The organism is Acidocella sp. MX-AZ03 (assembly GCF_027626035.1).
Taxonomy (GTDB): Bacteria; Pseudomonadota; Alphaproteobacteria; order Acetobacterales; family Acetobacteraceae; genus Acidocella; species Acidocella facilis.
This window is the reverse complement of record NZ_CP110774.1, coordinates 1,165,678-1,188,765: the sequence shown is the minus strand read 5'-3', so window position 1 is coordinate 1,188,765 and position 23,088 is coordinate 1,165,678. Positions and strand designations below refer to the sequence as shown.

Genomic DNA, 23,088 nt, shown 5'->3' with positions numbered 1-23,088 from the left:
CTTCCTGCAATGAAAAACATCTTCCGCGCGGCCACCGCCGCTGCTCTCCTGGCCGGCGCGGCCGCCACCCCGGCGATGGCGCAGGGCTACAACCTGCTCTCCGGCCCCACCGGCTATAAGGCCGGCGATATCATGACCCATTTCAGCCTGATCGGCGTCATTCCGGAGAATATCGACAGCCACATCACCGGCATGCCCGGTGCGAAGCTCGGCATCACCACCGGCGTGTCGCCGGAGCTGGATGCGTCTTATTTCTTCACCCCGAATCTCTCGGTGCAGCTGATCGCGGCGACCTCGCGCCATACCATCACCGCCAAGGGCGGGGCGCTGGGGCCGGCGGCACGCTGGGCTCCACCTGGGTGCTGCCGCCGACGCTGACGGCGCAATGGCACTTCCCGCAGATCGGCGTGGTGCGCCCTTATGTCGGCGTTGGCATCACCGTCGCCTTCTTCTACGGCACCAGCCCGTCCGCGCAGCTGCTCGGCACCTCTGACAAGCTCGGCCTGCGCACGGCCGTTGGCCCCGCCTTCGATGCCGGGTTCGATGTGCCGGTGCAGGGGAATTGGAGCATCAATGTCGATGTGAAGCAGATGATCCTGCCGACCTCGGCGCGGCTGCTGCATGGCGCCGTACACGCCCAGACCGGTCTGGACCCCACGGTGGTCGGCTTCGGCGTCGGCTATAAATTCTAATTTCCCAAGAGTTTTTTGGGGGGCGGGGGCTTTTTTCAAAAAGCCCCCGCGTCTTTTTTGCGGGAAGCCTGGGTTTTACCCCGCCCTGCTTGAATTGCGCCAAAAAATGCGCCATAGGGCGCGCGCCCGCATGGTGTGGGCAAATTCACACGCGGGGGCCTTTCCTGGCGCAAGCCTCAAGGTCCGGTGTTCGCTCCCTCATGGAGCCGGATGCTTCCCCGCGGAGGATAAACCGGATTAGTTTTTAGGAAAGAGGTTGCCAATGGCACTCCCGACGTTTCCCTGCGCCAGCTGCTCGAAGCCGGCGTGCATTTCGGCCATAACACCCGCCGCTGGAACCCGCGCATGGCGCCGTTCCTGTTCGGCGTGCGCAACCAGGTCCATATCATCGACCTGCAGCAGACCGTTCCCCTGGCCGAGCGCGCCCTGAAGGCGATCCGCGACGTCACCGCCGCCGGTGGCCGCGTGCTGTTCGTGGGCACCAAGCGCGCCGCCGCCGAGCATGTGGCCGAGGCCGCGCAGCGTTGCGGCCAGTATTACGTCAACCATCGCTGGCTGGGCGGCATGCTCACCAACTGGAAGACCATCACCGGCTCCATCAAGCGCCTGCGCCAGATGGACGAGATGCTCTCCGGCGAGACGCATGGTTACTCCAAGAAGGAAATCCTGAACTTCACCCGCGACCGCGAGAAGCTTGAGCGCGCTTTGGGCGGCATCAAGGATATGGGCGGCCTGCCGGACATCCTGTTCGTGATCGACACCAACAAGGAGAAGCTGGCCATCGAGGAAGCCAACAAGCTGGGCATCCCGGTTGTCGCCATCCTCGACTCCAACTCCTCCCCGAGGGCGTGACCTTCCCGATCCCGGGCAATGACGACGCGATTCGCGCCATCACCCTGTATTGCGACCTGGTCGCCGGCGCGGTGCTGGACGGCATCTCCGCCGAGATGGGTGCTTCCGGCGTCGATCTGGGCGCGGCCGAAGCGCCAGTGCTGGACGAAGCCCAGGCCCAGGCCTGATTTTTACCCCGCCTTGCCGCACGGCCGGGCGGGCTTTGAAGGATCGGCGCGGTGTCTCCCGGCAGGGGGCGCCGCGCAAACACATCATTGAGGAGCGAACACATGGCCGAAATTACCGCTGCCCTGGTGAAGGACCTGCGCGAGACCACCGGCGCAGGCATGATGGATTGCAAGAAGGCGCTGGTTGAGACGAACGGCGACAAGGAAGCCGCGATCGACTGGCTGCGCAAGAAGGGCCTCTCCGCCGCCGCCAAGAAGTCCGGCCGCGTTGCCGCCGAAGGGCTGGTGGGCGTTGCCCTGGGGGCTGGCAAGGTCGCCATGGTCGAGATCAATGCCGAGACCGACTTCGTCGCCCGCAACGAAGCCTTCCAGGATTTCGTCGAGACCGTCGCCAAGGTCGCGCTGACCACCGGCGAGGACGTGGAGGCCCTGAAGGCGGCCGCCTATCCCGGCACCGGCCGTACCGTCGCCGAAGAGACCGTGCACATGGTCGCCACCATCGGCGAGAACATGAATGTGCGCCGCGTCGCCGTCATCGGGGTTCCGGGGGCACCGCCGCCGCCTATATCCATGGCGCGCTGAAGCCGGGCCTGGGCAAGATCGGCGTCATCGTCGGCCTGTCCGGCAACGCCAATGAGGCGCTGGAGACGCTGGGCCGCCAGATCGGCATGCATGTCGCCGCGACCCGTCCGGACGCGCTGACCATTGCCGAGGTCGACCCGGCCGCGCTGGAGCGCGAGAAGAACGTTCTGATCGAGAAGGCCAAGGCCTCCGGCAAGCCGGATGCGATCATCGAGAAGATGGTGCAGGGCCAGGTGCAGAAATATTACGGCGACGTGGTTCTGCTCGAGCAGGTCTGGGTGCATGACGGCGAGAGCAAGGTGAAGGACGTGGTCAAGAAGGCCGGTTCCGAGATCACCCGCTTCGTGCGCTTCACCCTCGGCGAAGGCATCGAGAAGGAAGTCACGGATTTCGCGGCGGAAGTGGCGGCTGCCGCCGGGGTTTAATCCTCCTTCCGTTTGCGCTACCCCTGGGGCGGTCCGGGCCTTCAAGCCCGGCACCGCCCTTTCTCTACCGTCCCGGTTTCACCGCCCCTGTTCCAAAGGCCGTCCCATGAGCGAAGCTCCACGCTATAAACGTGTTCTGTTGAAAGTCTCCGGCGAGGCCCTGATGGGCAAGCGCGAATACGGGCTGGATACCGAGACGGTGAAGACCATCGCCGCCGATGTGCGCGATGTCGTCAATATGGGCATCGAAGTGTGTCTGGTGATTGGCGGCGGCAATATCTTCCGCGGCATCGCCGGCGCCGCCGCCGGCATGGACCGCGCCCAGGCCGATTATATGGGCATGCTGGCGACGATCATGAACGCGCTGGGCATGCAATCCGCGTTGGAGAAGGCAGGCGTGCCGACGCGGGTGCAGAGTGCGATTTCCATGGAATCCGTCTGCGAGCCCTATATTCGCCGCCGCGCCGAGCGCCATATGGAAAAGGGCAGGGTGGTGATTTTCGCCGCCGGCACCGGCAACCCGTTCTTCACCACCGACACCGCCGCCGCCCTGCGCGCCACCGAGATGAAGTGCGACGCGATGCTGAAGGGCACCCAGGTGGATGGCGTCTATTCCGCCGATCCGCGCAAGGTGAGCGACGCCAAGCGTTACGAGGAACTGACCTATCTGGATGTGCTGGCCCGCGACCTGAATGTGATGGACGCCGCCGCGATCTCGCTCTCCCGCGAGAACAAGCTGCCCATCCTGGTCTTCAACATCCATGCGCCCGGCGCCTTTGCCGCCGTCATGCGGGGCGAGGGCCCCTTCACCCGGATCATCGAGAGCTAAGAAGGTTCGTTAAACATGGCCGATATTGAAGCGATCAAAACCGATCTCATCCGCCGCATGGACGGCGCGTTGGAAGCGCTGAAGCGCGAATTCTCCGGCCTGCGCGCCGGCCGCGCCAGCCCGGCCTTGCTGGAGCCGGTGAAGGTGGAAGCCTATGGCTCGCTGATGCCGCTGAACCAGGTGGCCACCGTGGCGGTGCCGGAAGCGCGCATGCTCACCGTGCAGGTGTGGGACCGCTCGATGGTGAATGCCACCGTCGCCGCGATTCGCGATTGCGGGCTGGGGCTGAACCCGCAGCCGGATGGCCAGATCATCCGCGTGCCGCTGCCGGTGCTGACCGAGGAGCGCCGCATCGAGCTGGTGAAAGCCGCCAATAAATACGCTGAGGCCGCCCGCATCGCGGTGCGCGGCGTGCGCCGCGACGGCATGGAGCAGATCAAAGGCTTGCAGAAGAAGTCCGAAATCTCCGAAGATGAGGAGCGCGACTGGGCCGATCAGGTGCAGAAGCTGACGGACGGCTATATCAAGCGCGTCGATGACAGTTTCGCGGAGAAGGAAAAGGATATCCGGCAGGTCTGATGGCTGACGCCGCCTCCCATTCAGTGCCCACGCATGTTGCCATCATCATGGATGGCAATGGCCGCTGGGCCGCCGCACGCGGGCTGCCGCGTGTGGCCGGCCACCGCGAAGGGGCCAAGGCGGTGCGCCGAGCGATCGAGGCGGCGGTCACGCATGGCGTGCCCTACCTCACCCTCTTCGCATTCTCTTCCGAGAACTGGTCGCGTCCCGCCGGCGAGGTGCAGGACCTCACCTTCCTGCTCAAACATTATCTGCGCTCCGAGCTGGCCGAGCTGCATGCCGAGGGGGTGCGGCTGAAGGTCATCGGCGAGCGCGAGCGCTTTGGCGACACGCTGGCGCATGAGCTGGAAGCCGCCGAGCGCCGCACGGCCGAGAATCAGCGCCTGACCTTGGTGCTCGCACTCTCTTACGGCGGGCGCGCCGAGATCGTGCAGGCGGCGCGCCGGGCGATGGCGGCGGGGCTGCAGCCGGGCGAGCTGACCGAGCAGAATTTCGCGCAATTCCTCCATACCGATGGCATCCCGGACCCGGATCTGGTCATCCGCACCTCCGGCGAGCAGCGCGTGAGCAATTTCCTGCTCTGGCAGCTCGCCTATGCGGAGATCTGGTTCACCAAGGTGCTGTGGCCGGATTTCTGCGCGGCGGATTTCGCCAATGCGCTGCAGGATTACGCGGGCAGGGAGCGGCGATTCGGTGCCCGCCCTGTCTGACGTCTCGCCCCCCAGCCCGCCAAGGGCCGCTGGTCGGACCTCGCTTTGCGCGCCACCTCCGCCTTGGTGCTGGGGCCGCTGGCGCTGGTCTGCATGTGGGTGGGCGGCACCGCCTGGGATCTGTTGATCGGCGTGGCGATGGCCGGGCTCGGCCATGAATGGGCGACGCTGGCCAAGCGCGACCATGCCTGGCCGCTGGCGGCGGTGCTGCTGATCGTCTGGGGGATGAGCGTGCTGTTCGGGCCGCTGGCGGGGATCGAGGCGGTGTTGGCGCTCGGTCTGGCCTCCTGGCCGGTATTCGGCCGGTTTGACGCCCTTGGCGTGCCCTATGCCGGGCTTGGTGGCATCGCGCTGCTCTGGCTGCGCCACCGCCCCGGCGCCGGGCTGGTGGATGTGTTCTATCTGCTGCTGGTGATCTGGGGCACGGATATCGGCGCCTATCTGGTTGGGCGGCTCATTGGCGGGCGCAAGCTTGCCCCCAGCATCTCGCCGGGCAAGACGGTCAGCGGCGCTGTCGGCGGTCTGGTCATCGGCGCGCTCTGCGGGGCGCTGCTGGCTGGCTTCACGCTCGGCGAGCCGCTGACGGCCTTTGGCGTCGGGCTGGCCTTAAGCGCCGTGGCCCAGGCGGGCGATTTGCTGGAAAGCGCGATCAAGCGCAAACTCGGCGTGAAGGATTCCGGCCGGACGATCCCCGGACATGGCGGATTGTTCGACCGTTTGGATGGATTTTTGACGGCGGCACCGCTGGCGGCTTTGCTCGCGGTCTGCATGCAAGGAGGCTTGGGGTTATGGGGTTGAAGCGGCTGAGCATTCTCGGGTCAACGGGCAGTGTCGGCACGCAAACTCTTGATCTCGTTGCGGAAAATCCGGACGCCTATCAAATCTGCGCGCTGATCGGCGGGCGCAACGTAAAGCTGCTGGCCGAACAGGCCCGGCAATTCCGCCCGGAAATCACCGTCATTTCCGATGAAACCTTGCTGCCGGCGCTGCGCGAGGCGCTCGCGGGCAGCAATCTCGCTGTCGCCGGCGGGCGTGAGGCGGTGCTGGAGGCGGCTGGCCGCAAGGCTGATTGGACCATGTGCGCGATCACCGGCACCATCGGGCTGGAACCCACCCTGGCCGCCGTGCGCCAGGGCGGGGCCATTGCCTTTGCCTGCAAGGAATCCATGGTCTCCGCCGGGGATGTGTTCCTGCGCGAGGTCGAGGCCGCCGGGGCGACGCTGCTGCCGGTCGATTCTGAGCATAACGCCATCATGCAGGCGATGGCCGATGGCAACGCCAAGGCGGTCGACAAGATCGTGCTCACCGCCTCCGGCGGGCCGTTCCTCAATCACAGCCTGGAGGAGATGCGCGCGGTGACGCGCGAGGCGGCCTTGTGCCACCCGGTCTGGTCGATGGGCGCGAAAATCACCATCGACAGCGCCACTATGTTCAATAAAGGCTCGAAGTGATTGAGGCTGCAAGATTGTTCAACCTCCCGTCCGAGAAGATCGAGGTGCTGGTGCATCCGCAATCGGTCATTCATGGCATGGTCTGCTACGCCGATGGCTCGGTGCTGGCGCAGCTTGGCAGCCCGGATATGCGCATCCCCATCGCCCACGCTCTGGCCTGGCCGCAGCGCTTGGCGACGCAAGCCCCGCGGCTGGATCTGGTGCAGGTGGCGAAGCTGGAATTCCACGCCCCGGACGAGCAGCGCTTCCCCGCCTTGCGCCTGGCCCGTGAGGCGCTGACCGCCGGCGGCGGCGCCCCCACCGTGCTCAACGCCGCCAATGAAATCGCCGTCGCCGCCTTCCTGGACCGCAAGATCGGCTTCCTGGACATTGCCGGCATCGTCGAGAGCGTGATGCAATCCCTCGGCGCCCCGGCATTGCCGGATCTGGACGCGGTGCTCGCCATCGACGCCCAGGCCCGCCTCGCCGCCACCAACCTTGCCGCCGCAAAGGCCGCCTGACCCATGCTCGATACGCTGCGCACCATCCTCGCCTTCATCGTCGAAATCGGCGTGCTGATCTTCGTGCATGAGATGGGGCATTATCTGGCGGCGCGCAGCCAGGGGGTCACCGTCGAGACCTTCTCCGTCGGGTTCGGCCCGGCGCTGCTGAAATATACCGCGAAAAAATCCGGCACGGTCTGGCAGGTCTCGGCCTTGCCGCTCGGTGGCTATGTGAAGATGCAGGGCTGGGGCGAGGAGCAGACGCGCGGCCCGGCCAAGCCCGGCTCCTTCGCCTCCGCCTCGCTCTCCTCCAAGGCGGTGATCGTCGCCGCCGGGCCGCTCGCCAATTTGCTGCTGGCGGTGGTGATCTATGCCGGCATGTTCATGACTGCCGGGCAGCTCACCACCCAGCCGGTGCTGAGCGATGTGCAGGCGGGGTCGCCAGCGGCGGAGTCGCATCTGCAATCGGGCGATAGGGTGCTGGCGATCGGCGGCAACCCGATCGATAATTTCAACCAGCTGCAACAGATCGTGGTCATGCACCCCGATACCGTGCTGGATTTCACCATCCAGCGTGGCAGCGCGCGGCTGATGCTGCCGGTCACGGTCGGCGACATTAACATGAATGGCGACAAGATCGGCCATCTCGGTGTCATCGGTAGCCAATCCAGCCTCAAGCGCCTCGCCCCTGGCCGGCGATCGCCACCGCCTTCAGGGAAACCGGGGCGCAGATCGCCGGCTGGTTCCATGGCATGGCGACGCTGATCGTCGATCATCGTGGCCTGCGCGACCTCGCGGGGCCGCTGGGAATCGCCCAGATTTCCGGCCAGGCGGCGGCCCTGGGGCTGTTGCCGGTGATCAGCCTGCTGGCGCTGCTTTCGATCAATCTCGGCCTGGTCAATCTGGTGCCGATCCCGATTCTCGATGGCGGGCATCTGGTGTTCTACGCGGTGGAAGCGCTGATCCGCCGCCCGGTGCCCGAGCAGGCGCGCGAGGCCGGGCTGAAAGTGGGGGTGGCGATCATTCTCTCGCTTGTGCTGCTGGTCACATTTAATGATCTGACCCGGCTCGGCGCGGTCGCCTGGTTCACGCATTTACTTTAGAGCAATATATGTTCCGCGCGGCGCCCCGGCGTCCCGAAACGCATGAAGTTGTTGGCGAAAACAAAGCTTTGCCGGATCATCCCCGGATGCGAACGGCAAAGTTTAAACGGCGGCGCAGGGCGATGCCACCTTGCTCAGGGCGTTCACCCGTGCCAAACGCCGCGAGATGGCACGTCCCGGCAGCCCGGGGTTCTAGGTTTGGGAGATTTCGATTGCTAAAGCCGCGCTCCGTTCTTCTGGCGTCCGTCTGCCTGCTGCCGGCCATGCTCGCCGCCTCCAGCCAACAGGCCCAGGCCGCGACCACCACGCATCATAACAAGCCGGTGGCGCCCGTTCCCACGGGCGGCACCATCGCCGCGATCAATGTCACCGGGAACAAGCGGATCGAGGCCAGCACGATCATCGCTTATATGGTGGCACAGCCCGGCCAGCCTTTCGACCAGCAGGCCATCAACCAGTCGGTGAAGACGCTCTACGCCACCGGGCTGTTCCAGAGCGTGAACATCACCCGCCAGGGCAGCGACCTGAATGTGGCGGTGGTGGAAAACCCGATCGTCAACCAGGTGCTGTTCTCCGGCGATACCGAGCTGACCGACAAGGTCGCCCAGGCCACCGTCAGCCTGAAGCCGCGCTCGGTCTATACCCCCGCCGCCGCCGAGGCCGACCGCCGCGCCTTGCTCGATGCCTATGCCAAGAAGGGCTATTACAACGCCCAGGTGACGGCCAATATCGTCAAGCTGCCGGATAACCGCGTGAATGTGGTGTTCCAGTGCGATGAAGGCCTCGAGACCAAGATCAGCCGCATCACCTTCGTCGGCAATGAGCATTTCTCGCAAGGCACGCTGCGCACGGTGGTCTCCACCCGGCAGAGCGCCTGGTGGCGCTTCCTCTCCAGCTCGGACCAGTACAACCCGCAGCGCGTCGAGTATGACGAATACCTGCTGCATAAATTCTATTTCCATAAGGGCTATGCCGATTTCCAGGTGCTGAGCGCCAATGCCGGCCTCAGCCCCGACCGCAAATCCTTCTACCTGACCTTCACGGTCGATGAGGGCGCGCGTTACCGGATCGGCTCGATCAAGATCGTCTCCGGGATCAAGAACCTGCCCGAGCAGGAATTGCGCGGGCTGGTGCCGCTCTCCAAGGGCGACTGGTTCGATGGCGATGCGCTGCAGGAAGGCATCGACGCGCTGAACAAGCGCGCCCTTAATCTCGGCTATGCCTTCGCCACGGTGAACCCGCAGGTGTCGCTGGACAAGAAGAAACACACGATGGACATCGTCCTGAATGTGGTCAACGGCCCGCGCGTCTGGATCCAGCGTGTCGACATCACCGGCAATACCCGCACCGAGGACAAGGTGATTCGCCGCGAGATGACGGTGGCGGACGGCGATGCCTACAACCAGAGCAAGATCGACGAATCCACCAAGAACATCAAAAACCTTGGCTATTTCAAGGATGAGAAGATCACCACCCAGCCGGGCTCGACCCCGCAGCAGGTGGTGCTGAACACCGCGGTGACCGAGCAGGCGACCGGCCAGTTCTCGCTGGGCGGCGGCTACTCCACCTCGCTGGGGGCGCTGCTGAATACCGGCCTTAGCCAGAACAACTTCCTGGGGACGGGCATCAACGCCTCGATCAACGCCCTGATCGCCCAGCGCGGCACCCAGATCAATCTGGGCATGACCGACCCGTATTTCCTCGACCGCAACCTGATCGCGGGCTGGGATATCTTCCGTACGGTGACGAATTCCTACACCTCTGTCGGGCAGAACTATTCCTATTCGGAAAGCACGATGGGTGCCGATGTGCGCCTGGGCTACCGCTTCAACGATAATGTGCGGCAGACCTTCACCTACACGGTGAGCCAGCGTAACATTTACGACATCCCGACCGGCTCCAACACCAACATCTATATCCAGAACGAAGCCGGCAAATCCTCGCTCTCGCAGCTGAGCCAGACGCTGAGCTTCGATTATCTGGATGACGACCAGAACCCGCATTCGGGCCTGCGCCTGAACATCACCACGGATCTGGCCGGGCTTGGCGGCGATGCGAAATATTTCCGCATCACTCCGGACATCGCCTATTACATCCCGCTTGAGCATATCTTCGGTAACCCGGCCTGGGTACTGAAATTCTCCGCCTCCGCCGGCTATCTGGCCGATATGCGCGGCTATACCGACAAGATCGAAGACCGCTTCTTCCTTGGCGGCGATAGTCTGCGCGGCTTCGCCGATGGTGGCGTCGGCCCCTATGTCGAGCCGGTCTATAACAGCGCCGGCACCCTCACCAGCCAGGGCGGCCAGGTCGGCGGCAAATATATGTGGACGCAGTCCACCGAACTGCATTTCCCGCTGCCGATCTCCAAGGATATCGGCATCTCAGGATTCGCGTTCGTCGATGTCGGCTCGCTGTGGGGCGCCAACACGCTCAACAACGCCACCCTGCTCAACAGCTCCGCGCCGCGCGTCGGCGCCGGTGTCGGTATTTCCTGGAATACGCCGTTCGGCCTGATCAATTTGTCGCTGGCCCAGCCCGTGGTGAAGAAGAAGGGCGATCAGGTTCAGCAATTCCGCGTCTCTTTTGGTACGAGGTTCTAAGTGTCCGCTCTTTCCCGTTACGCGCTCGTTCTGCCGCTGCTGACGCTGGGGCCGCACCGGCGGCGCAGGCCCAGTCCGCCTCGTCCGGTTCGCCCGGCTTCTTCATGCCGCCCAGCGCCCCGCAGCATAGCGCCGCCCCCGCCGCCAAGCCGAAAGTCCCTCATAGCGAGGCACCGGCCCCGGCCGCCGCGCAGCCGGACCAGACCCAGTACAAGGTGCCGGACCTGCCCGCTTTGCCGCCGGCGCCGCCGCCGCCGACCGCCGTGATCGGCGTGCTCTCGGTGCCGGAAGTGCTGCAGAAATCCACCGCCGCCCAGGCCGTGCAAGCCGAGATCGAGAAGCGCCAGGCCGCCCTCTCGAAGGACGCGCAGGTGGCCCGCGAAAAGATCCAGAGCGAGCAGCAGGCGATCGTCGCCGAGCGCGGCAAGCTGTCTGATGCCGAGCTGGAGAAGAAGGAGCAGGCGCTGCAGAACGAGATCGCCGCGACCCAGACCAAGTTCCAGGAGCGCAACCAGGCCATCCAGAATTCCGGTCAGCAGGCGCTGCAGCAGATCGAGGCGATGCTGGCTGGCATCGTCAAGCAGGAAGCCCAGGCCCATGGCATGAACCTGGTGCTGCATCGTGAGCAGGCGGTGCTGAACGTCGCCGCCTTCGACCTGACCGACGAGACCGCCACCGAGCTGAACAAGCTGCTGCCGAGCGTGAAGGTGCCGCCCAGCGTGGTGACGCCGGGCATGCATGTCGACCAGCCGGGCGACCAGGGCAACGGCAGCCCCTGATCCATGGCAGAGACTGGCAAACCCGGCGATGAGCGGTTCTTCCGCTATGCCGGGCCCCATCCGATCAGCGCCCTCGCGGCGCTGCTTGGCATTCAGGCGCCCGAAACCGAGCGTCTGATCCGCCGCGTCGCCCCCTGCAGACCGCGGGGCCAGAGGATGTCAGCTTTCTGGATAATCGCCGCTATGCCGGCTTGCTCGCGCAAACCAAGGCCGGCGCCGTCATCCTGCATCCGGATTTCGCGGAGAAGGTGCCGGAAGGCTGCATCGCCCTGGCGGTGCCCGAGCCTTATGTCGGCTGGGCCAAAATCTCGGCTTTGTTTTATCCTTTCCCTCAGGCTGTGCCCGGCATTCACCCTTCGGCGGTGATCGATCCGAGTGCGGTGGTCGATGCTTCGGCCGAGATCGGCGCGGGGGCGGTCATCGGCGCGGGCGCGCAGATCGGCGCGGGCACCTCCATCGGCGCGCTGGCTTATGTCGGCCCCGGCGTGGTGGTCGGACGCGATTGCCGCATCCATGCGCAGGTGACGCTGAGCCACGCCATCCTCGGCGACCGGGTGGTGATCTATCCCGGGGCGCGCATCGGCCAGGACGGGTTCGGCTTCGCCATCTCCAAAACCGGCTTCACCCCAGTGCCGCAGCTCGGCCGGGTGCTGATCGGCGACGGCGCGGAGATCGGCGCCAACTCCACCATCGATCGCGGCTCCGCCCAGGACACCATCATCGGCCCTGGCGTGCATATCGATAATCTGGTGCAGATCGGCCATAACGTGAATATCGGCGCCTTCTCGGTGGTGGTGGCGCAGGCTGGCATCTCCGGCTCCACCCAGATCGGCCAGGGGGTGATGATCGCGGCCCAGGCCGGGCTCACCGGCCATTTGAAAATCGGCGACAAGGCCCGCATCGGCGCGCAATCCGGCGTGATGCAGGACGTACCGACCGGCGAGGAAGTATTGGGCGCGCCCGCCCAGAATGTGAAAAGCTTCTTCCGCGAGGTCATCACCTTGCGCAAACTCGCCCAATCCGGGCGCAAAGGACCAAAACAGGGATCTGATAAAGAATGACCGACGAGACTGCACCCGCCCTTCCGCCCGTTGATATCGAGATGATCGATACCAAGCAGATCCTCGGCATGATCCCGCACCGCTACCCGTTCCTGCTGGTCGATCGGCTGGTCGAGGTCCGCCGCGACCATTCCGCCGTCGGCATCAAGAATGTCACCGTCAACGAGCCGTTCTTTCAGGGGCATTTTCCTGGCCATCCGGTGATGCCGGGCGTGCTGATCATCGAGAGCATGGCGCAGACGGCGGCTAGCATGGTGATCGCCACGCTGGGGCCGGAGGCCGGGATTCCCATCGTCTATTTCATGTCCATCGACGGCGCGAAATTCCGCAAGCCGGTGACGCCGGGCGACCAGCTGCGCATCACCGTGACCAAGGAAAAGCGTCGCGGCCAGATCTGGCGTTTCGCCTGCGCCGCCCGCGTGGATGGCGCGATGGTGGCGGAAGCCACGATCACCGCGATGATCATGGAGAACGAGACGCCGGCATAATGCCGGCGCCGAGACATAAGCGGTAATTGAAATTGATTGGCCTCGGACGCTTCGCCCCGCTACAGCCCGGGCAGCTTGAAGCGGACAAGACATGCTGGATACGGTAACACCCATGATTCACCCCACCGCCCTCATCGAAGCCGGCGCGACCATCGCGCCGGATGCGAAAATCGGCCCGTTCTGCACGGTCGGCCGGGATGTGGTGCTGGACGCGGGGGTGGAGCTGGTCAGCCACGTCGCCATTTCCGGGCGAACCAGGGTGGGGGCAGGGGCGAAGATCTTCCCCTTCTGCACCATCGGGCTGGAGCCGCAGGATCTGAAATATAAGGGCGAGGAGACCGAGACGGTGATCGGCCCGCGCACCCAGATCCGCGAGCACGCCTCCATCCATCGCGGCACCGTCACCGGCTCCGGCATCACCCGCATCGGCGCCGACTGCCTGCTGATGGCCACCGTCCATGTCGCGCATGATTGCGTGCTGGGCGATGGCGTCATCATCTCCAACAATGTCGCCCTCGGCGGGCATGTCGAGATCGGTGACCGCGCGGTGATCGGCGGCAATGCGGCGTTGCTGCAATTCACCCGGGTGGGCACCGGCGCCATGGTCGGCGGCCTCACCGGTGTCACCCGCGACGTCATCCCTATGCCCGCGTCTTTGGCACCCGGGCGGAGCTGCTGGGGCTGAACCTGATCGGGCTGAAGCGGCGCGGGCTGGAGAAGGCGGCTTTGGCCGAGGTCAATAACGCCTATAAATTCCTGTTCTGCGGCCCTGGCGTGTTCGCCGCGCGCGTTGCCGAGGCCGCTGAGACCTACAAGGACAATGAGCATGTCCAGCAGATCCTCGCCTTCATCGCCACGCCGTCCAAGCATGGGATCCTGACCAACGTCGCGGGCGACGAGGAATAAAAGGCGCCGGAGGGGCCGCTTTTTTTCAAAAAAGCGGCGAAAAGGTTCGGGGTTGAGGCAGCGCCTGTGCCACCACCCCAGACGTTTATGGGGCTTTTTGAAAAAAGCCCCATACCCCAAAAACTTTTGCCACATAAGATCGACGCATCTGAGAGGGGGGAGGGCATGAGTTCACCGCTGGGGATTATCGCGGGCGGCGGGCCGTTGCCGGGCCAGGTGGCGGCGGCGGCGCGGGCATCCGGGCGGGAGGTCTTCATTGCCGCGCTGGAAGGCTATGCGCTGCCGGAGATCGTGCAGCCTTTCCCGCACCATGCCTTCCGGCTCGGCGCCATCGGCGCGATGATCCGCGCCTTCCGCGAGCGCGGCTGCCGGGATCTGGTGATGATCGGCCCGGTCAAGCGCCCCTCCTTCCTCTCGCTGCGCCCGGATGCCGAAGGGGCGAAACTTCTGGCGCGCGTCGGCAAGGCGGCGTTCCTGGGCGATGACGGGCTGCTCGCCGCCATCGTGCGGGTGCTCTCCGAGGAAGGCTTCAACGTGCTCGGCGCGCATGAGATCATCAATGACGCGCTGGCCCGGACGGGCTGCTCACCGCTCTCGGCCCGGACGCCCAGGCGATGGCCGACATCAGGCGCGGCATCGAGGTGCTGAAGCTCACCGGTGCGGCCGATATCGGCCAGGCTTGCGTGGTCCAGCAGGGCATCGTGCTGGCGGTGGAAACCGTGGAGGGCACCGATGCGATGCTCGCCCGCATCCCCGCCGTCGCCCGCCCCGGCCCGGCCGGCGTGCTGGTGAAGATGGCCAAACCGCAACAAGAGCGCCGCGCCGACCTGCCGACGATCGGCCCGGATACGATAAGCCATGCGTCCCGTGCTGGGCTCAGGGGGGTGGCATTTGAAGCCGGCGGCACCATATTGGCCTCGAAACTGCAACTTATTGAAACAGCGAACAAAGAACATATTTTTTTGTTGGGCGTTTCAACATAAGTTCATGAACGCGAGCGAAGAGGACAGGCGATGAGCGAATTTACGTACCTCCACACCATGTTGCGGGTCGGCGACCTCGAACGAAGCGTAAAATTCTACACCGAACTGCTGGGCATGAAAGAGCTGCGCCGCAACGAGGTGCCGGATGGCAAATATACCCTCGTTTTCGTCGGTTATGGCGATGAGCGCAGCAATACCGTGCTTGAGCTCACCTATAATTGGGGCGTCGAGACCTACGAACTTGGCTCCGCCTTCGGCCATCTGGCGCTGGGTGTGCCGGATATTTACGCCACCTGCGAAAAACTGCGCGCCGCCGGGGTGAAAATCGCCCGCGAGCCCGGCCCGGTGAAATTCGGTACCACGGTGATCGCCTTCATCGAGGATCCGGACGGTTACAAGATCGAGCTGATCGAGCGGAAGTCGCACTGAGATGTCAGCCCTGGCGAAGTGTTTGAGCCGGAGCTTCAATTTGGCCGATAAGGTCATTCCGGATGGCGCCTTCGCGGTGCCCTCCGCGCAGGCGCTGATCCGCACCGCCGGGGCCACGCCCACTGCTGATTCCGTCGCCGGGCTGGAGGCGTTGCTCGCCTCCATTAAGGCCGAATCAGAGCTGAGCCTGTTCGGCCGCGTCTCGCTGCGCTGGGATTTCGCCCGGCTGCTGCGCAACGCCCAGACCATCGAGGATGCCCACCGCGCCAATCCGGCGCTCGGCGCCACGCCGGTGAAGGCGCCTCTGTTCATCCTCGGCCTGCCGCGCTCGGGCACCAGCTTCCTGCATGCGCTGATGGCCGAAGACCCTGACAACCAGGTGCCACGCAACTGGCAGATGATCTATCCCGCGCCGCGCCCGGCCGGCTTCAACCCGGCTGGCGACAAGCGGGTGATCAGCGTCGATAAGCAGCTGGATCTGTTCAACGATCTGGCCCCTGGCTTTCGCGACATGCACCCGATCCATGCCGACAGCCCGCAGGAATGCAGCGAGATCACCTCGCATGTCTTTCAGAGCCTGCGCTTCGACAGCACCCATCGCGTGCCCGGCTATTTCGACTGGCTGGAAACCCACGGCCATCGCGATGCCTTCGTGTTTCACAAGAAGTTCCTGCAATTCCTGCAAAACGGCACCTCCGCGCGCTGGGTGCTGAAATGCCCTGACCACACCTTCACGCTGGATGCGATCCTGGATGTGTATCCGGATGCGCGCTTCGTGATTCTGCATCGCGACCCGATCGCCGTGCTGGGGTCGGTGGCGCATCTCACCCAGGTGCTGCGCAAGCCCTTCCTGCGCAATATCGACGCCGGGGAGATCGGCGCACAGGTGGCGGCGCGCTGGACGCAGGGCGCGAACCTGCTGCTGGAATTCGACCAGCGCGCGGATGTGCCGGCGGCGCGCAAGCTGCACATGCAGTATGAGGAATTCACCGCCGACCCGCTGACGGCGATCGAGCGCATCTACGCGCATTTCGATGAGCCCTTCACCGCGGCCGCCCGCGCCGCGATGGATGGCAAGATCAAAGCCAAGCCCCGCGGCGGATATCGTCGCCACGCGCCCTACCGGCTGGAGACCTTCAAGCTCAGCGTGCCGGCCCTGCAGACGGCGTTTCTGCCCTACGTGCAAACCTATTGCCAAGCAGCTCGCTGATCGTCTCCACCAGCAGCGGCGCGGTGACGGCGAGGGTGTAATGCTGCTCCACCCGCCGCCGCGCCGCCATGCCCATCGCGCTGGCGCGGGCAGGGTCGTCGCGTAGCGTCCGCAGACTTTGCAGCCAGTCCGCGCTGCTGCTGGCCAGGAAGCCGGTTTCCCCCGGCTGTACGATGCGATGATTGGCGCCGATGGCGCTGCCCACCGCCGGCCTTGCCATCGCCATATACTGGATCAGCTTGTAACCGGATTTGCCGTTGGTCCATTCACTGTCCGGCAGCGGCATGATGCCGGCATGGCAGCGCCCGATCAGCTCAGCCTCTCTCTCTGCACTCCAGGGCAGGCTCTCTACCTCCACCCCGGGCAGGGTGAAACCGGGCGCGCCGATCACCAGCAGCCGCATCGGCGCTTCCCGCGCCAGCTGGCGCAGCGGCGCGGCGACGAGATCCAGATAGGCGGCGGTCAGCGGCGTGCCGATCCAGCCGATGGTGAACGGGCCGCAAGGCGGGGACCGCGGCTCATAGCGGGCGATGTCCACCACGGTCGGCAGCAGCAGAATATGGCGCGCCCCCTCGCTGGCGGCCCAGCGATAAAGAGTTTCGTTGGCGACGATGCACAAGGCCGCGCCGCGCAGCAGCTGCCCGAACTTGTTGCGCAGCACCGCCCGCACCAAAGCCGACGGCGAGGCCGCGTAGCGCAGCGCCCAGGCATCATCGAAATCCAGAATATAGGGCGTGTGCCCCAGCACCCCGCGCTCCAGCCAGAATGGCATCCAGGGCAGCAGCTCCTTCTCGATCCAGAGCAGATCATGCTGGCGGATGGCCTGGGGCAGGGACAAGGCCCGCCGATATCCGTCCAGCGCCGCCCCGCCTCGCGCTCGCCCGCTATAGAGCGCCCGCAGATACGCATCATCAAGAAACGAGCTTTGGCTGACGCTTAAGCCCGCCTGCGCCAGAAGCGGCATATATTGCCCCAGCCGCAGCCGCGAACTGGCGCCGAGCGGCCCATAGCGCATGGCGCAGAGCAGCCGCCCGGCGAGGGGCGCGGCCAGCCCGTCCAGCGCCGGAGGCTGTACCGGACGAAACGGCAATAAGAGCGGTTCTGACATACGCACAGCATAATAAAAACGTTGTCGAAATTAAACTAAAAGTTGTTAAAAGATGAATCGTTGCAACCCGACTGGAGGTGTGACGTGACCGGTTCGCTATCCTTGCCGCATCGGCTCTGGCGCTGCCTGCCGCAAAAGGCCCGGCGGGAGGGGCTGGCCTGGCTCGCCGGGCATATGGCCCCTCCTGCGATCCGACCCCGCCGCCGCGCTCGACCGGACTTGCCGTGGCGGGCGAGATGGATGCGCTGACCGGGCTGGGCGAGGCGGCGCGGTGTTTCGCGACGGCGGCGGCAGCGCTGGGCTATGGCGGCACGCCGGTCCGGCTGGGCATCGGCCATCCCCGCAGCGGCCAAGTACCACCAGCCGCTGCCCTGCTGCTGGCGGTCAACGCTCCTAGCCTGGCGCCGATGCTTGCCCGTTGCGGTGCCGATTTCCTGCGCGGCCGCCATGTCATCGGCAGCTGGGTCTGGGAATTGCCGACTTTGCCGCCCGCCTGGGCGGCGGGGGCGCGCTATGTGCACGAGGTCTGGGCGCCATCGCCCTTCGTGGCGCGGGCGCTGAGCCGGCTGCTACCCGGCCGGGTACGGCTGGTGCCTTATCCTCTGGCCCTCTGCCCGCCGCCCGCCCCGGTAGCGCCGGAGCCTCTGGCGCTGCCGCCAGAGGCGGTGGTGGTGCTGGTCGTGCTCGCTCTGGGTTCCGGTCTGGAACGCAAAAACCCGCTGGCGGCCATCGCGGCGTTTCGCCAGGCCTTCGGCGCGCGGGCCGATCGTGTGCTGATCGTCAAGCTTCAGGGTGCGGCGGCCTTCCCGCGTGCGGCCGCTTTGGTGCAGGCCCAGGCCGGGCCAAATATCCGCATCATCCCGGAGGACTGGCCGCGGCCGCGCCTCGCTGGCTTGCTGTGGCGGGCCGATATCGTGCTCAGCCTGCACCGCGCGGAAGGGTTCGGGCTGGTGCTGGCCGAGGCGATGCTGGCCGGAAAGCCGGTGGTGGCCACCGGCTGGTCCGGCAATCTCGCTTTCATGGATGCGGACAGCGCTGGCCTCGTCCCGCATCGCCTGATCCCGGTCCGCGATGCGGGTGGGCATTATGCGGATCTGCCCGGCGCGCTTTGGGCGGAGCCGGAGATCGAACATGCCGCCGTCTGGCTGGACCGCCTCGCTGACCATCCGGCGCAGCGCCATCATCTGGGCCGCCAGGGGCAGATGCATGCCAGGGCCTGCCTGGACGGCGCCGCCATGCAGGCGGCGCTGGCGGCGGCCGGAATCCGGCCCTGCGCGATGGGGCTGGACGCGCCAGCGCCCAAGGTGTTTGCTGAGATGGCGAATCCGTGAATGGAGTGACGAGGGCAGATGACAGCAGCGCGAATCGGTATCGGCGGCCCGGTGGGCTCAGGCAAAACCGCCCTGATCGAAGCCTTGATCCCGGTGCTGCAGCGACGCGGCGTGAATTTTGCCGTCATCACCAACGATCTCGTCACCGCCGAGGACGCCGAACGGCTGCGCCGCTCCGGGCTGATCGACCCTGAGCGCGTCGGCGCGGTCGAGGCCGGGGCCTGCCCCATACCGTGATCCGCGAGGACCCGACCCTGAACATGCTGGCCGGCGACCGGATGGAAGCCGCCAATCCCGGGCTGGAGCTGATCATTTATGAATCCGGCGGCGACAACCTCGCCTCCACCTTCTCGCTGGATCTGGTCGATTGGTGGATTTTCGTCATCGATGTCGCCGGCGGCGACGATATCCCCGCAAGCGCGGCCCCGGCGTGCTGCGCTGTGATTTGCTGGTGATCAACAAGACCGACCTGGCGCCGCATGTCGGCGTCGATCTCCACGCGATGCTCGCGGAGGCGACCACCGCCCGCGCCGGCAAGCCGCTCCTGGCCACCAATGCCCGCAGCGGCGAGGGGATCGAGGCGCTGGCCGATGCCATCACCAAGGCGGTGCTGTTCAGCAAGGCGGCCTGAGCCGAAAAGCTTGGAATGACGCATGACAAAACCCGGTCAGATCAACAGATCTGACCGGGTTTCTTGATTATAACGCGGTCTTTTTGAACAGCGTCATTTTTAGCCTTGCGGCAAGGCGAAGATCGCCACCGCGTCGCCGAGCGGATAGGTCATCTGGAAATTCCCGCCCGCGGCCACGGCGATATATTCACGGCCATTGACCTCATAGGCGACAGGCGGCGCGTTGACGCCCGCCCCCAGGTAGAAATGCCACAATTTCTTCCCGGTTTTCGCGTTGAAGGCATCGAACCAGCCATTGCCCTCGCCCATGAAGGCGATGTTGCCGGCGGTGACCAAGGCCCCGCCCATCGTCGGTTGCGGCACGGTCACGTTCCACGCGATCTTGCCGCTATTCACGTCGATGGCGGTGAAGGTGCCGTTTTGCAGCCCGTGCGGCACGTTCTTGAAGGTGCTGCCGAGACGGATCTGGCCCGGTATATCGCCGGCATTATTCTCCGTGGTGAAGGTCATCAGCTGATTCATGCCCATCACATAGATATATTTGGTCAGCGGCGAGTAGGCCGGTGGCGCCCAGTCATCGCCGCCATTGGCGCCTGGCAGGCTCTGCACGCCCTCCTTGGTCGGTTGCGCGAACATGTTCTTCTGCTCGTCGAACGGTTCGGATTTGCGGATCAGCTTGCCGGTTTCACGGTTGACGATGTAGAAAAACGCGGTTTTGCCGGCTTGCCCGGCCGCGGGCACCATTTTGCCATGGTCCATGGTATCGAACAGAACGACATTGCTGACGGCGTCGTAATCCCAGACATCATGCGGCACTTCCTGATAGTACCAGGCCAGTGTGCCGTCCTTGATGTGCAGCGCCACGATGGAATCGGTGTAGAGATTATCGCCGGCGCGCTGCGAGCCATCCAGATCCGGATTGGGATTGCCGGTCGAGAAGATCAGCAGGCCGCGCTTGGTGTCGATGGCCGGGGTCGTCCACACCGTGCCGCCGCCGGTTTTCCAGGAATCGCCAGCCCAGCTGGTTTTGTCGTTGGTGGTGTTGAAGCGCCAGCTCTGTTTGCCGGTCGCGGCGTCATAGGAGGCGACGAAACCGCGAATCGGCCACTCACCGCCAGCGCTGCCGATAATCACCTGGCCCTTATAGACGATCGGCGCCATGGTTTCCGAATAGCCGGCCTGCGCATCGGCGACATTCACCTTCCAGACCAGATCGCCGGTATTGGCGTTGACATCGACCAGGCTGTTATCGAGTGTGAGGAAATAGACATTCCCATTCGCGACGGTGGCGCCGCGATTGACCGGGCCGCAACAGATCTGGTTCAGCCCGTCCGTGTAGGTGTAGGTCCATAGCGTCTCGCCCGTGGCCGCATTCATGGCAATGAGCGCCTGCTTGCTGTTGACCATCGGCGTGGTGATATACATCACACCATTGACGACGATCGGCGTCGTCTCGAAGCTGGCGGTATAGCCGGTCTGAGCGATGGCGACGGGCGCGAGTTTCGCGATATTCGTGTCGTTGATCTGTTTCAGAGGCGAAAACCGGTGATTTTCATAACCATCGCCCGAGCCCAGCCAGTTTTGCCCGGTTTTCGCGGCAGTCGCGGTCATTTCATCGGTGACGTTGGTGTTCGCGCTCACCGCCGGGCCGCTGGCGGCCGCTTTCGCGCCGCCGGTTTCAGCCCCCATATTTTCCGGCGGCTGGTCCGCCGCCGCCGCGCCCAGGCTGAGCAGCAGCGCCGTGCCGGCCAAAACCGAAGCCAGGGTTGCAGATGTTTTCTTGAACCTTGGACTGTTCATTTCAATCTCCCTGATTTTTATTGTGTTGGCTTTTAGCTTGGATTTTTAAGGTTTTGAGGCATAGGCTCCGAATTTTGTGTAAACGTGCCCTTACTGGGCCTTGCCGGGATAAGGCAGCATATTGAGGCAGCTCAACCCGTCATTCGTCATATCGGCCGTTCCCGCCGGGTAATGGTTATAGGAGAGGATATAGGCAAAAATATCCTTATATTGCGTATCCGTCAGACTGCCCGGCGCATCCGCCGGCATCTGGGTGGCGATAAATGATTCCAGCTGGGAAGCGGTGATTTTGGTGAATTGCAGATAGGCCTGAAATTTTGGCCCCGCCAGCGCCGGGCCGGAATTGCCGGACATATCTGCATTATGGCAGGAAGCGCATTTATCATTATAGACGCTCATGCCCGCCTGCGCCTGGGCTGACGAATAGATGCCACCGCTTGGACAGGCAGCCTGGCCCGGCGTGAAAGCCGCCAGGGAAAACAGGGTCAGCAGTGCCGTCTTAGAGGCGATTTTTTGAAAACTCATTGGTTTATTCGCAGCTTTGATTTGATTTTTAGGACGCCGCCGCAATCTTCGCGTTCATGATGAGGGTACAATAAATATCGTCTGGGATGCAAGGCATGGTTTCATGCAGGGTTGTCCCGCTTCTGCACAGGCCCGCGCCGGCGTCCGGGGCGCCAAGGGTCTGCGGGTGGCGGGGGTATCCTCCTTGACCCAAGCGATGTGCGCTTCGAAATCGCGCCCTGCTTGCCCATGGAGTTATAGCCGCCGGCCGTGATAGCGTGGCCTGCCGGCGTTCAACCAGAGCCAGCGCGATGATTGGGTTTGTCGATAACAAAGGGAGGCGGCGCAATGCGGATCAATAGCCTGGACCTGAATCTGCTGATCGTCCTTGATGCGCTGCTGACGCATGAAAATGTCACCCGTGTCGCGGAACAGCTGAACGTCACCCAGCCGACGATCAGCAACGCGCTCTCCCGCTTAAGGCTGCATTTCAAGGACGAGCTTTTGGTGTTGGTCGGGCGGCGCATGGTGCCCACGCCTTTGGCCAGCCGGCTGCGCGATCCGGTTTCGGAGCTGTTGCGCCAGGCGCAGCGTGTGGCGCTGACCCGCTCCAGCTTCGACCCCGCGGAAGCCGAGACCGATATTGTCATCGCCGCTTCGGATTATGTCGTCGATGCCCTGGTGCTCGATGTTCAACGAGAGCTGCTGCACCGCGCGCCGCGCATCAACACCCAGATTGTCAGTCTTTCAGCCGCAGTCAGGCAGCAATTTGCCGAGGGCAAGCTTGATCTGATGTTTCATCCGCCGGAGTTCGTGAACGCGAATGATCATTTTGAAACCGTGTTCGAGGATAAATTTGTCCCGGTGATCTGGGAGAGAAATGACGCGGTCGGCGCCACATTGCCGCTCGATGCGTTTCAATCGATGCCTTATGCGGCCATTGAGTTTGGCGAATCTTCCCATATCAGCCAGTCTGATCTGTATTTTTCGCGCGCGGGCATCACCCGGAATATTCGGCTTCGTCTGCCCAACTATATCAATCTGGCGGCGGCCGTCATCGGCACGCCGTTAGTGGCAAGCCTGCCGTGGCTGCTGGCACGTCATTGGGTCGGCAAGGGGCTGCGGGTGGTGAAGCCCGATTTCACCTTTCCCGCACTGCCGGAAGTAATGTGCTGGCCGGCTCACCTCAATGACGATCCCGGCAATCAATGGTTGCGCGGGCTGGTCAAGGATAAGGCGCAAAGGCTGCAAGCCTTGATTGATGCGGCGTTTTCTCACCCATAGACAGTTTTTATTGCTTTCATTCAAAACGATGATTTGAACGGCCGTCCCCCTGGCGCAATGAACGCACAACAAAAGTTGTGAGGGGATTTCGTCTTTGCC

20 protein-coding genes and 6 pseudogenes are annotated in these 23,088 nt (G+C 64.2%); 23 read left to right on the top strand and 3 right to left on the bottom strand.

The window, feature by feature from the left end; translation table 11 throughout:
• Positions 1–9 precede the first annotated feature (9 nt).
• From GT370_RS21320 to GT370_RS06545, 18 genes and pseudogenes are all read left to right on the top strand, one after another.
• A pseudogene (locus tag GT370_RS21320) lies at positions 10–692 on the top strand (OmpW/AlkL family protein).
• A gap of 282 nt (positions 693–974) precedes the next feature.
• A pseudogene (gene rpsB, locus GT370_RS06625) lies at positions 975–1,711 on the top strand (30S ribosomal protein S2).
• A gap of 102 nt (positions 1,712–1,813) precedes the next feature.
• A pseudogene (gene tsf / locus GT370_RS06620) lies at positions 1,814–2,718 on the top strand (translation elongation factor Ts).
• 106 nt (positions 2,719–2,824) lie between these two features.
• The gene (pyrH, locus tag GT370_RS06615; protein ID WP_008492576.1) at positions 2,825–3,547 is read left to right on the top strand and encodes a UMP kinase; all 723 of its coding nucleotides are present in this window, start codon (positions 2,825–2,827) and stop codon (positions 3,545–3,547) included.
• A gap of 15 nt (positions 3,548–3,562) precedes the next feature.
• Positions 3,563–4,126, top strand: a complete 564-nt coding sequence (frr, locus tag GT370_RS06610) for a ribosome recycling factor (RefSeq protein WP_008492577.1) — start codon at positions 3,563–3,565, stop codon at positions 4,124–4,126.
• The gene (gene uppS, locus GT370_RS06605) at positions 4,126–4,836 is read left to right on the top strand and encodes a polyprenyl diphosphate synthase (protein ID WP_008492579.1); all 711 of its coding nucleotides are present in this window, start codon (positions 4,126–4,128) and stop codon (positions 4,834–4,836) included. Before frr ends, uppS begins: the two co-directional genes overlap by 1 nt.
• A gap of 45 nt (positions 4,837–4,881) precedes the next feature.
• Positions 4,882–5,634: a phosphatidate cytidylyltransferase gene (locus tag GT370_RS06600; protein ID WP_008492580.1), complete on the top strand. Its 753-nt coding sequence runs from the start codon at positions 4,882–4,884 to the stop codon at positions 5,632–5,634.
• Positions 5,625–6,787, top strand: a pseudogene (locus tag GT370_RS06595) (1-deoxy-D-xylulose-5-phosphate reductoisomerase). The gene GT370_RS06600 and the pseudogene GT370_RS06595 overlap by 10 nt, the downstream one beginning before the upstream one ends.
• A 3-nt stretch (positions 6,788–6,790) precedes the next feature.
• Entirely contained in the window at positions 6,791–7,534 is a 744-nt protein-coding gene (gene rseP / locus GT370_RS06590) for an RIP metalloprotease RseP (RefSeq protein WP_270184095.1), read from the top strand.
• A complete protein-coding gene (locus tag GT370_RS06585; RefSeq protein WP_270184094.1) occupies positions 7,522–7,872 on the top strand; it encodes a site-2 protease family protein in 351 nt (116 codons plus the stop codon). Before rseP ends, GT370_RS06585 begins: the two co-directional genes overlap by 13 nt.
• Before the next feature lie 212 nt (positions 7,873–8,084).
• Positions 8,085–10,475 (top strand): outer membrane protein assembly factor BamA, encoded by a 2,391-nt coding sequence (gene bamA / locus GT370_RS06580; protein ID WP_008492583.1) that lies wholly within the window; start codon positions 8,085–8,087, stop codon positions 10,473–10,475.
• Between the two features lie 104 nt (positions 10,476–10,579).
• Positions 10,580–11,254 carry an OmpH family outer membrane protein gene (locus GT370_RS06575; protein WP_270184093.1) on the top strand — a complete coding sequence of 225 codons (675 nt, stop codon included), beginning with the start codon at positions 10,580–10,582 and terminating at the stop codon, positions 11,252–11,254.
• A 134-nt stretch (positions 11,255–11,388) separates the two neighbouring features.
• Positions 11,389–12,315 carry a UDP-3-O-(3-hydroxymyristoyl)glucosamine N-acyltransferase gene (lpxD, locus tag GT370_RS06570; protein WP_442865534.1) on the top strand — a complete coding sequence of 309 codons (927 nt, stop codon included), beginning with the start codon at positions 11,389–11,391 and terminating at the stop codon, positions 12,313–12,315.
• A 41-nt stretch (positions 12,316–12,356) separates the two neighbouring features.
• Positions 12,357–12,803 (top strand): 3-hydroxyacyl-ACP dehydratase FabZ, encoded by a 447-nt coding sequence (fabZ, locus tag GT370_RS06565; RefSeq protein ID WP_240376567.1) that lies wholly within the window; start codon positions 12,357–12,359, stop codon positions 12,801–12,803.
• Positions 12,804–12,915: 112 nt separating this feature from the next.
• Positions 12,916–13,709 (top strand): annotated as a pseudogene (gene lpxA / locus GT370_RS06560) (acyl-ACP--UDP-N-acetylglucosamine O-acyltransferase).
• Between the two features lie 165 nt (positions 13,710–13,874).
• A pseudogene (locus GT370_RS06555) lies at positions 13,875–14,692 on the top strand (LpxI family protein).
• A 30-nt stretch (positions 14,693–14,722) separates the two neighbouring features.
• Complete coding sequence (gene gloA / locus GT370_RS06550) at positions 14,723–15,121, top strand: lactoylglutathione lyase (RefSeq protein WP_008492590.1); 399 nt, start codon at positions 14,723–14,725, stop codon at positions 15,119–15,121.
• A 40-nt stretch (positions 15,122–15,161) separates the two neighbouring features.
• Positions 15,162–16,331, top strand: a complete 1,170-nt coding sequence (locus tag GT370_RS06545; RefSeq protein WP_168118375.1) for a sulfotransferase family protein — start codon at positions 15,162–15,164, stop codon at positions 16,329–16,331.
• Here the strand turns inward: GT370_RS06545 and GT370_RS06540 are convergent.
• Positions 16,264–17,439, bottom strand: a complete 1,176-nt coding sequence (locus GT370_RS06540; protein ID WP_083878420.1) for a glycosyltransferase — start codon at positions 17,437–17,439, stop codon at positions 16,264–16,266. The two genes, GT370_RS06545 and GT370_RS06540, sit on opposite strands and share 68 nt — an antisense overlap.
• A 236-nt stretch (positions 17,440–17,675) precedes the next feature.
• On the opposite strand from GT370_RS06540, the gene GT370_RS06535 reads away from it, so the two are divergent.
• The 4 genes from GT370_RS06535 to GT370_RS21305 are packed head-to-tail and all read left to right on the top strand — an operon-like array spanning position 17,676 to position 19,401.
• Positions 17,676–18,770, top strand: coding sequence for a glycosyltransferase (locus GT370_RS06535; RefSeq protein WP_270184092.1), 1,095 nt, complete (start codon positions 17,676–17,678; stop codon positions 18,768–18,770).
• Between the two features lie 18 nt (positions 18,771–18,788).
• Positions 18,789–19,007: a GTP-binding protein gene (locus GT370_RS21315; protein WP_442865505.1), complete on the top strand. Its 219-nt coding sequence runs from the start codon at positions 18,789–18,791 to the stop codon at positions 19,005–19,007.
• Complete coding sequence (locus tag GT370_RS21310) at positions 19,004–19,225, top strand: hypothetical protein (protein WP_442865504.1); 222 nt, start codon at positions 19,004–19,006, stop codon at positions 19,223–19,225. Before GT370_RS21315 ends, GT370_RS21310 begins: the two co-directional genes overlap by 4 nt.
• The gene (locus GT370_RS21305; RefSeq protein ID WP_442865503.1) at positions 19,141–19,401 is read left to right on the top strand and encodes a GTP-binding protein; all 261 of its coding nucleotides are present in this window, start codon (positions 19,141–19,143) and stop codon (positions 19,399–19,401) included. Before GT370_RS21310 ends, GT370_RS21305 begins: the two co-directional genes overlap by 85 nt.
• Positions 19,402–19,500: 99 nt before the next feature.
• Here GT370_RS21305 and GT370_RS06525 read toward each other — a convergent pair whose 3' ends face one another.
• Together GT370_RS06525 and GT370_RS06520 are read right to left on the bottom strand one after the other, a co-directional pair.
• Complete coding sequence (locus GT370_RS06525) at positions 19,501–21,201, bottom strand: pyrroloquinoline quinone-dependent dehydrogenase (RefSeq protein WP_039884675.1); 1,701 nt, start codon at positions 21,199–21,201, stop codon at positions 19,501–19,503.
• A gap of 90 nt (positions 21,202–21,291) precedes the next feature.
• Positions 21,292–21,771, bottom strand: coding sequence for a c-type cytochrome (locus GT370_RS06520; RefSeq protein WP_240376496.1), 480 nt, complete (start codon positions 21,769–21,771; stop codon positions 21,292–21,294).
• Positions 21,772–22,020: 249 nt separating this feature from the next.
• On the opposite strand from GT370_RS06520, the gene GT370_RS06515 reads away from it, so the two are divergent.
• Positions 22,021–22,989: a LysR family transcriptional regulator gene (locus GT370_RS06515; RefSeq protein ID WP_270184091.1), complete on the top strand. Its 969-nt coding sequence runs from the start codon at positions 22,021–22,023 to the stop codon at positions 22,987–22,989.
• Positions 22,990–23,088 lie beyond the last annotated feature (99 nt).

What these genes read in the sequence shown, in the direction of transcription:
- rseP (WP_270184095.1), top strand. Translation starts at nt 6,791, where the DNA reads ATGCTCGATACGCTGCGCACCATCCTCGCCTTCATCGTCGAAATCGGC.
- frr (WP_008492577.1), top strand. Translation starts at nt 3,563, where the DNA reads ATGGCCGATATTGAAGCGATCAAAACCGATCTCATCCGCCGCATGGAC.
- GT370_RS06540 (WP_083878420.1), bottom strand. Translation starts at nt 17,439, where the DNA reads ATGTCAGAACCGCTCTTATTGCCGTTTCGTCCGGTACAGCCTCCGGCG.
- fabZ (WP_240376567.1), top strand. Translation starts at nt 12,357, where the DNA reads ATGATCGATACCAAGCAGATCCTCGGCATGATCCCGCACCGCTACCCG.
- gloA (WP_008492590.1), top strand. Translation starts at nt 14,723, where the DNA reads ATGAGCGAATTTACGTACCTCCACACCATGTTGCGGGTCGGCGACCTC.
- GT370_RS06575 (WP_270184093.1), top strand. Translation starts at nt 10,580, where the DNA reads ATGCCGCCCAGCGCCCCGCAGCATAGCGCCGCCCCCGCCGCCAAGCCG.
- pyrH (WP_008492576.1), top strand. Translation starts at nt 2,825, where the DNA reads ATGAGCGAAGCTCCACGCTATAAACGTGTTCTGTTGAAAGTCTCCGGC.
- GT370_RS06535 (WP_270184092.1), top strand. Translation starts at nt 17,676, where the DNA reads ATGGATGCGCTGACCGGGCTGGGCGAGGCGGCGCGGTGTTTCGCGACG.
- GT370_RS06525 (WP_039884675.1), bottom strand. Translation starts at nt 21,201, where the DNA reads ATGAACAGTCCAAGGTTCAAGAAAACATCTGCAACCCTGGCTTCGGTT.
- uppS (WP_008492579.1), top strand. Translation starts at nt 4,126, where the DNA reads ATGGCTGACGCCGCCTCCCATTCAGTGCCCACGCATGTTGCCATCATC.
- GT370_RS21315 (WP_442865505.1), top strand. Translation starts at nt 18,789, where the DNA reads ATGACAGCAGCGCGAATCGGTATCGGCGGCCCGGTGGGCTCAGGCAAA.
- GT370_RS06585 (WP_270184094.1), top strand. Translation starts at nt 7,522, where the DNA reads ATGGCGACGCTGATCGTCGATCATCGTGGCCTGCGCGACCTCGCGGGG.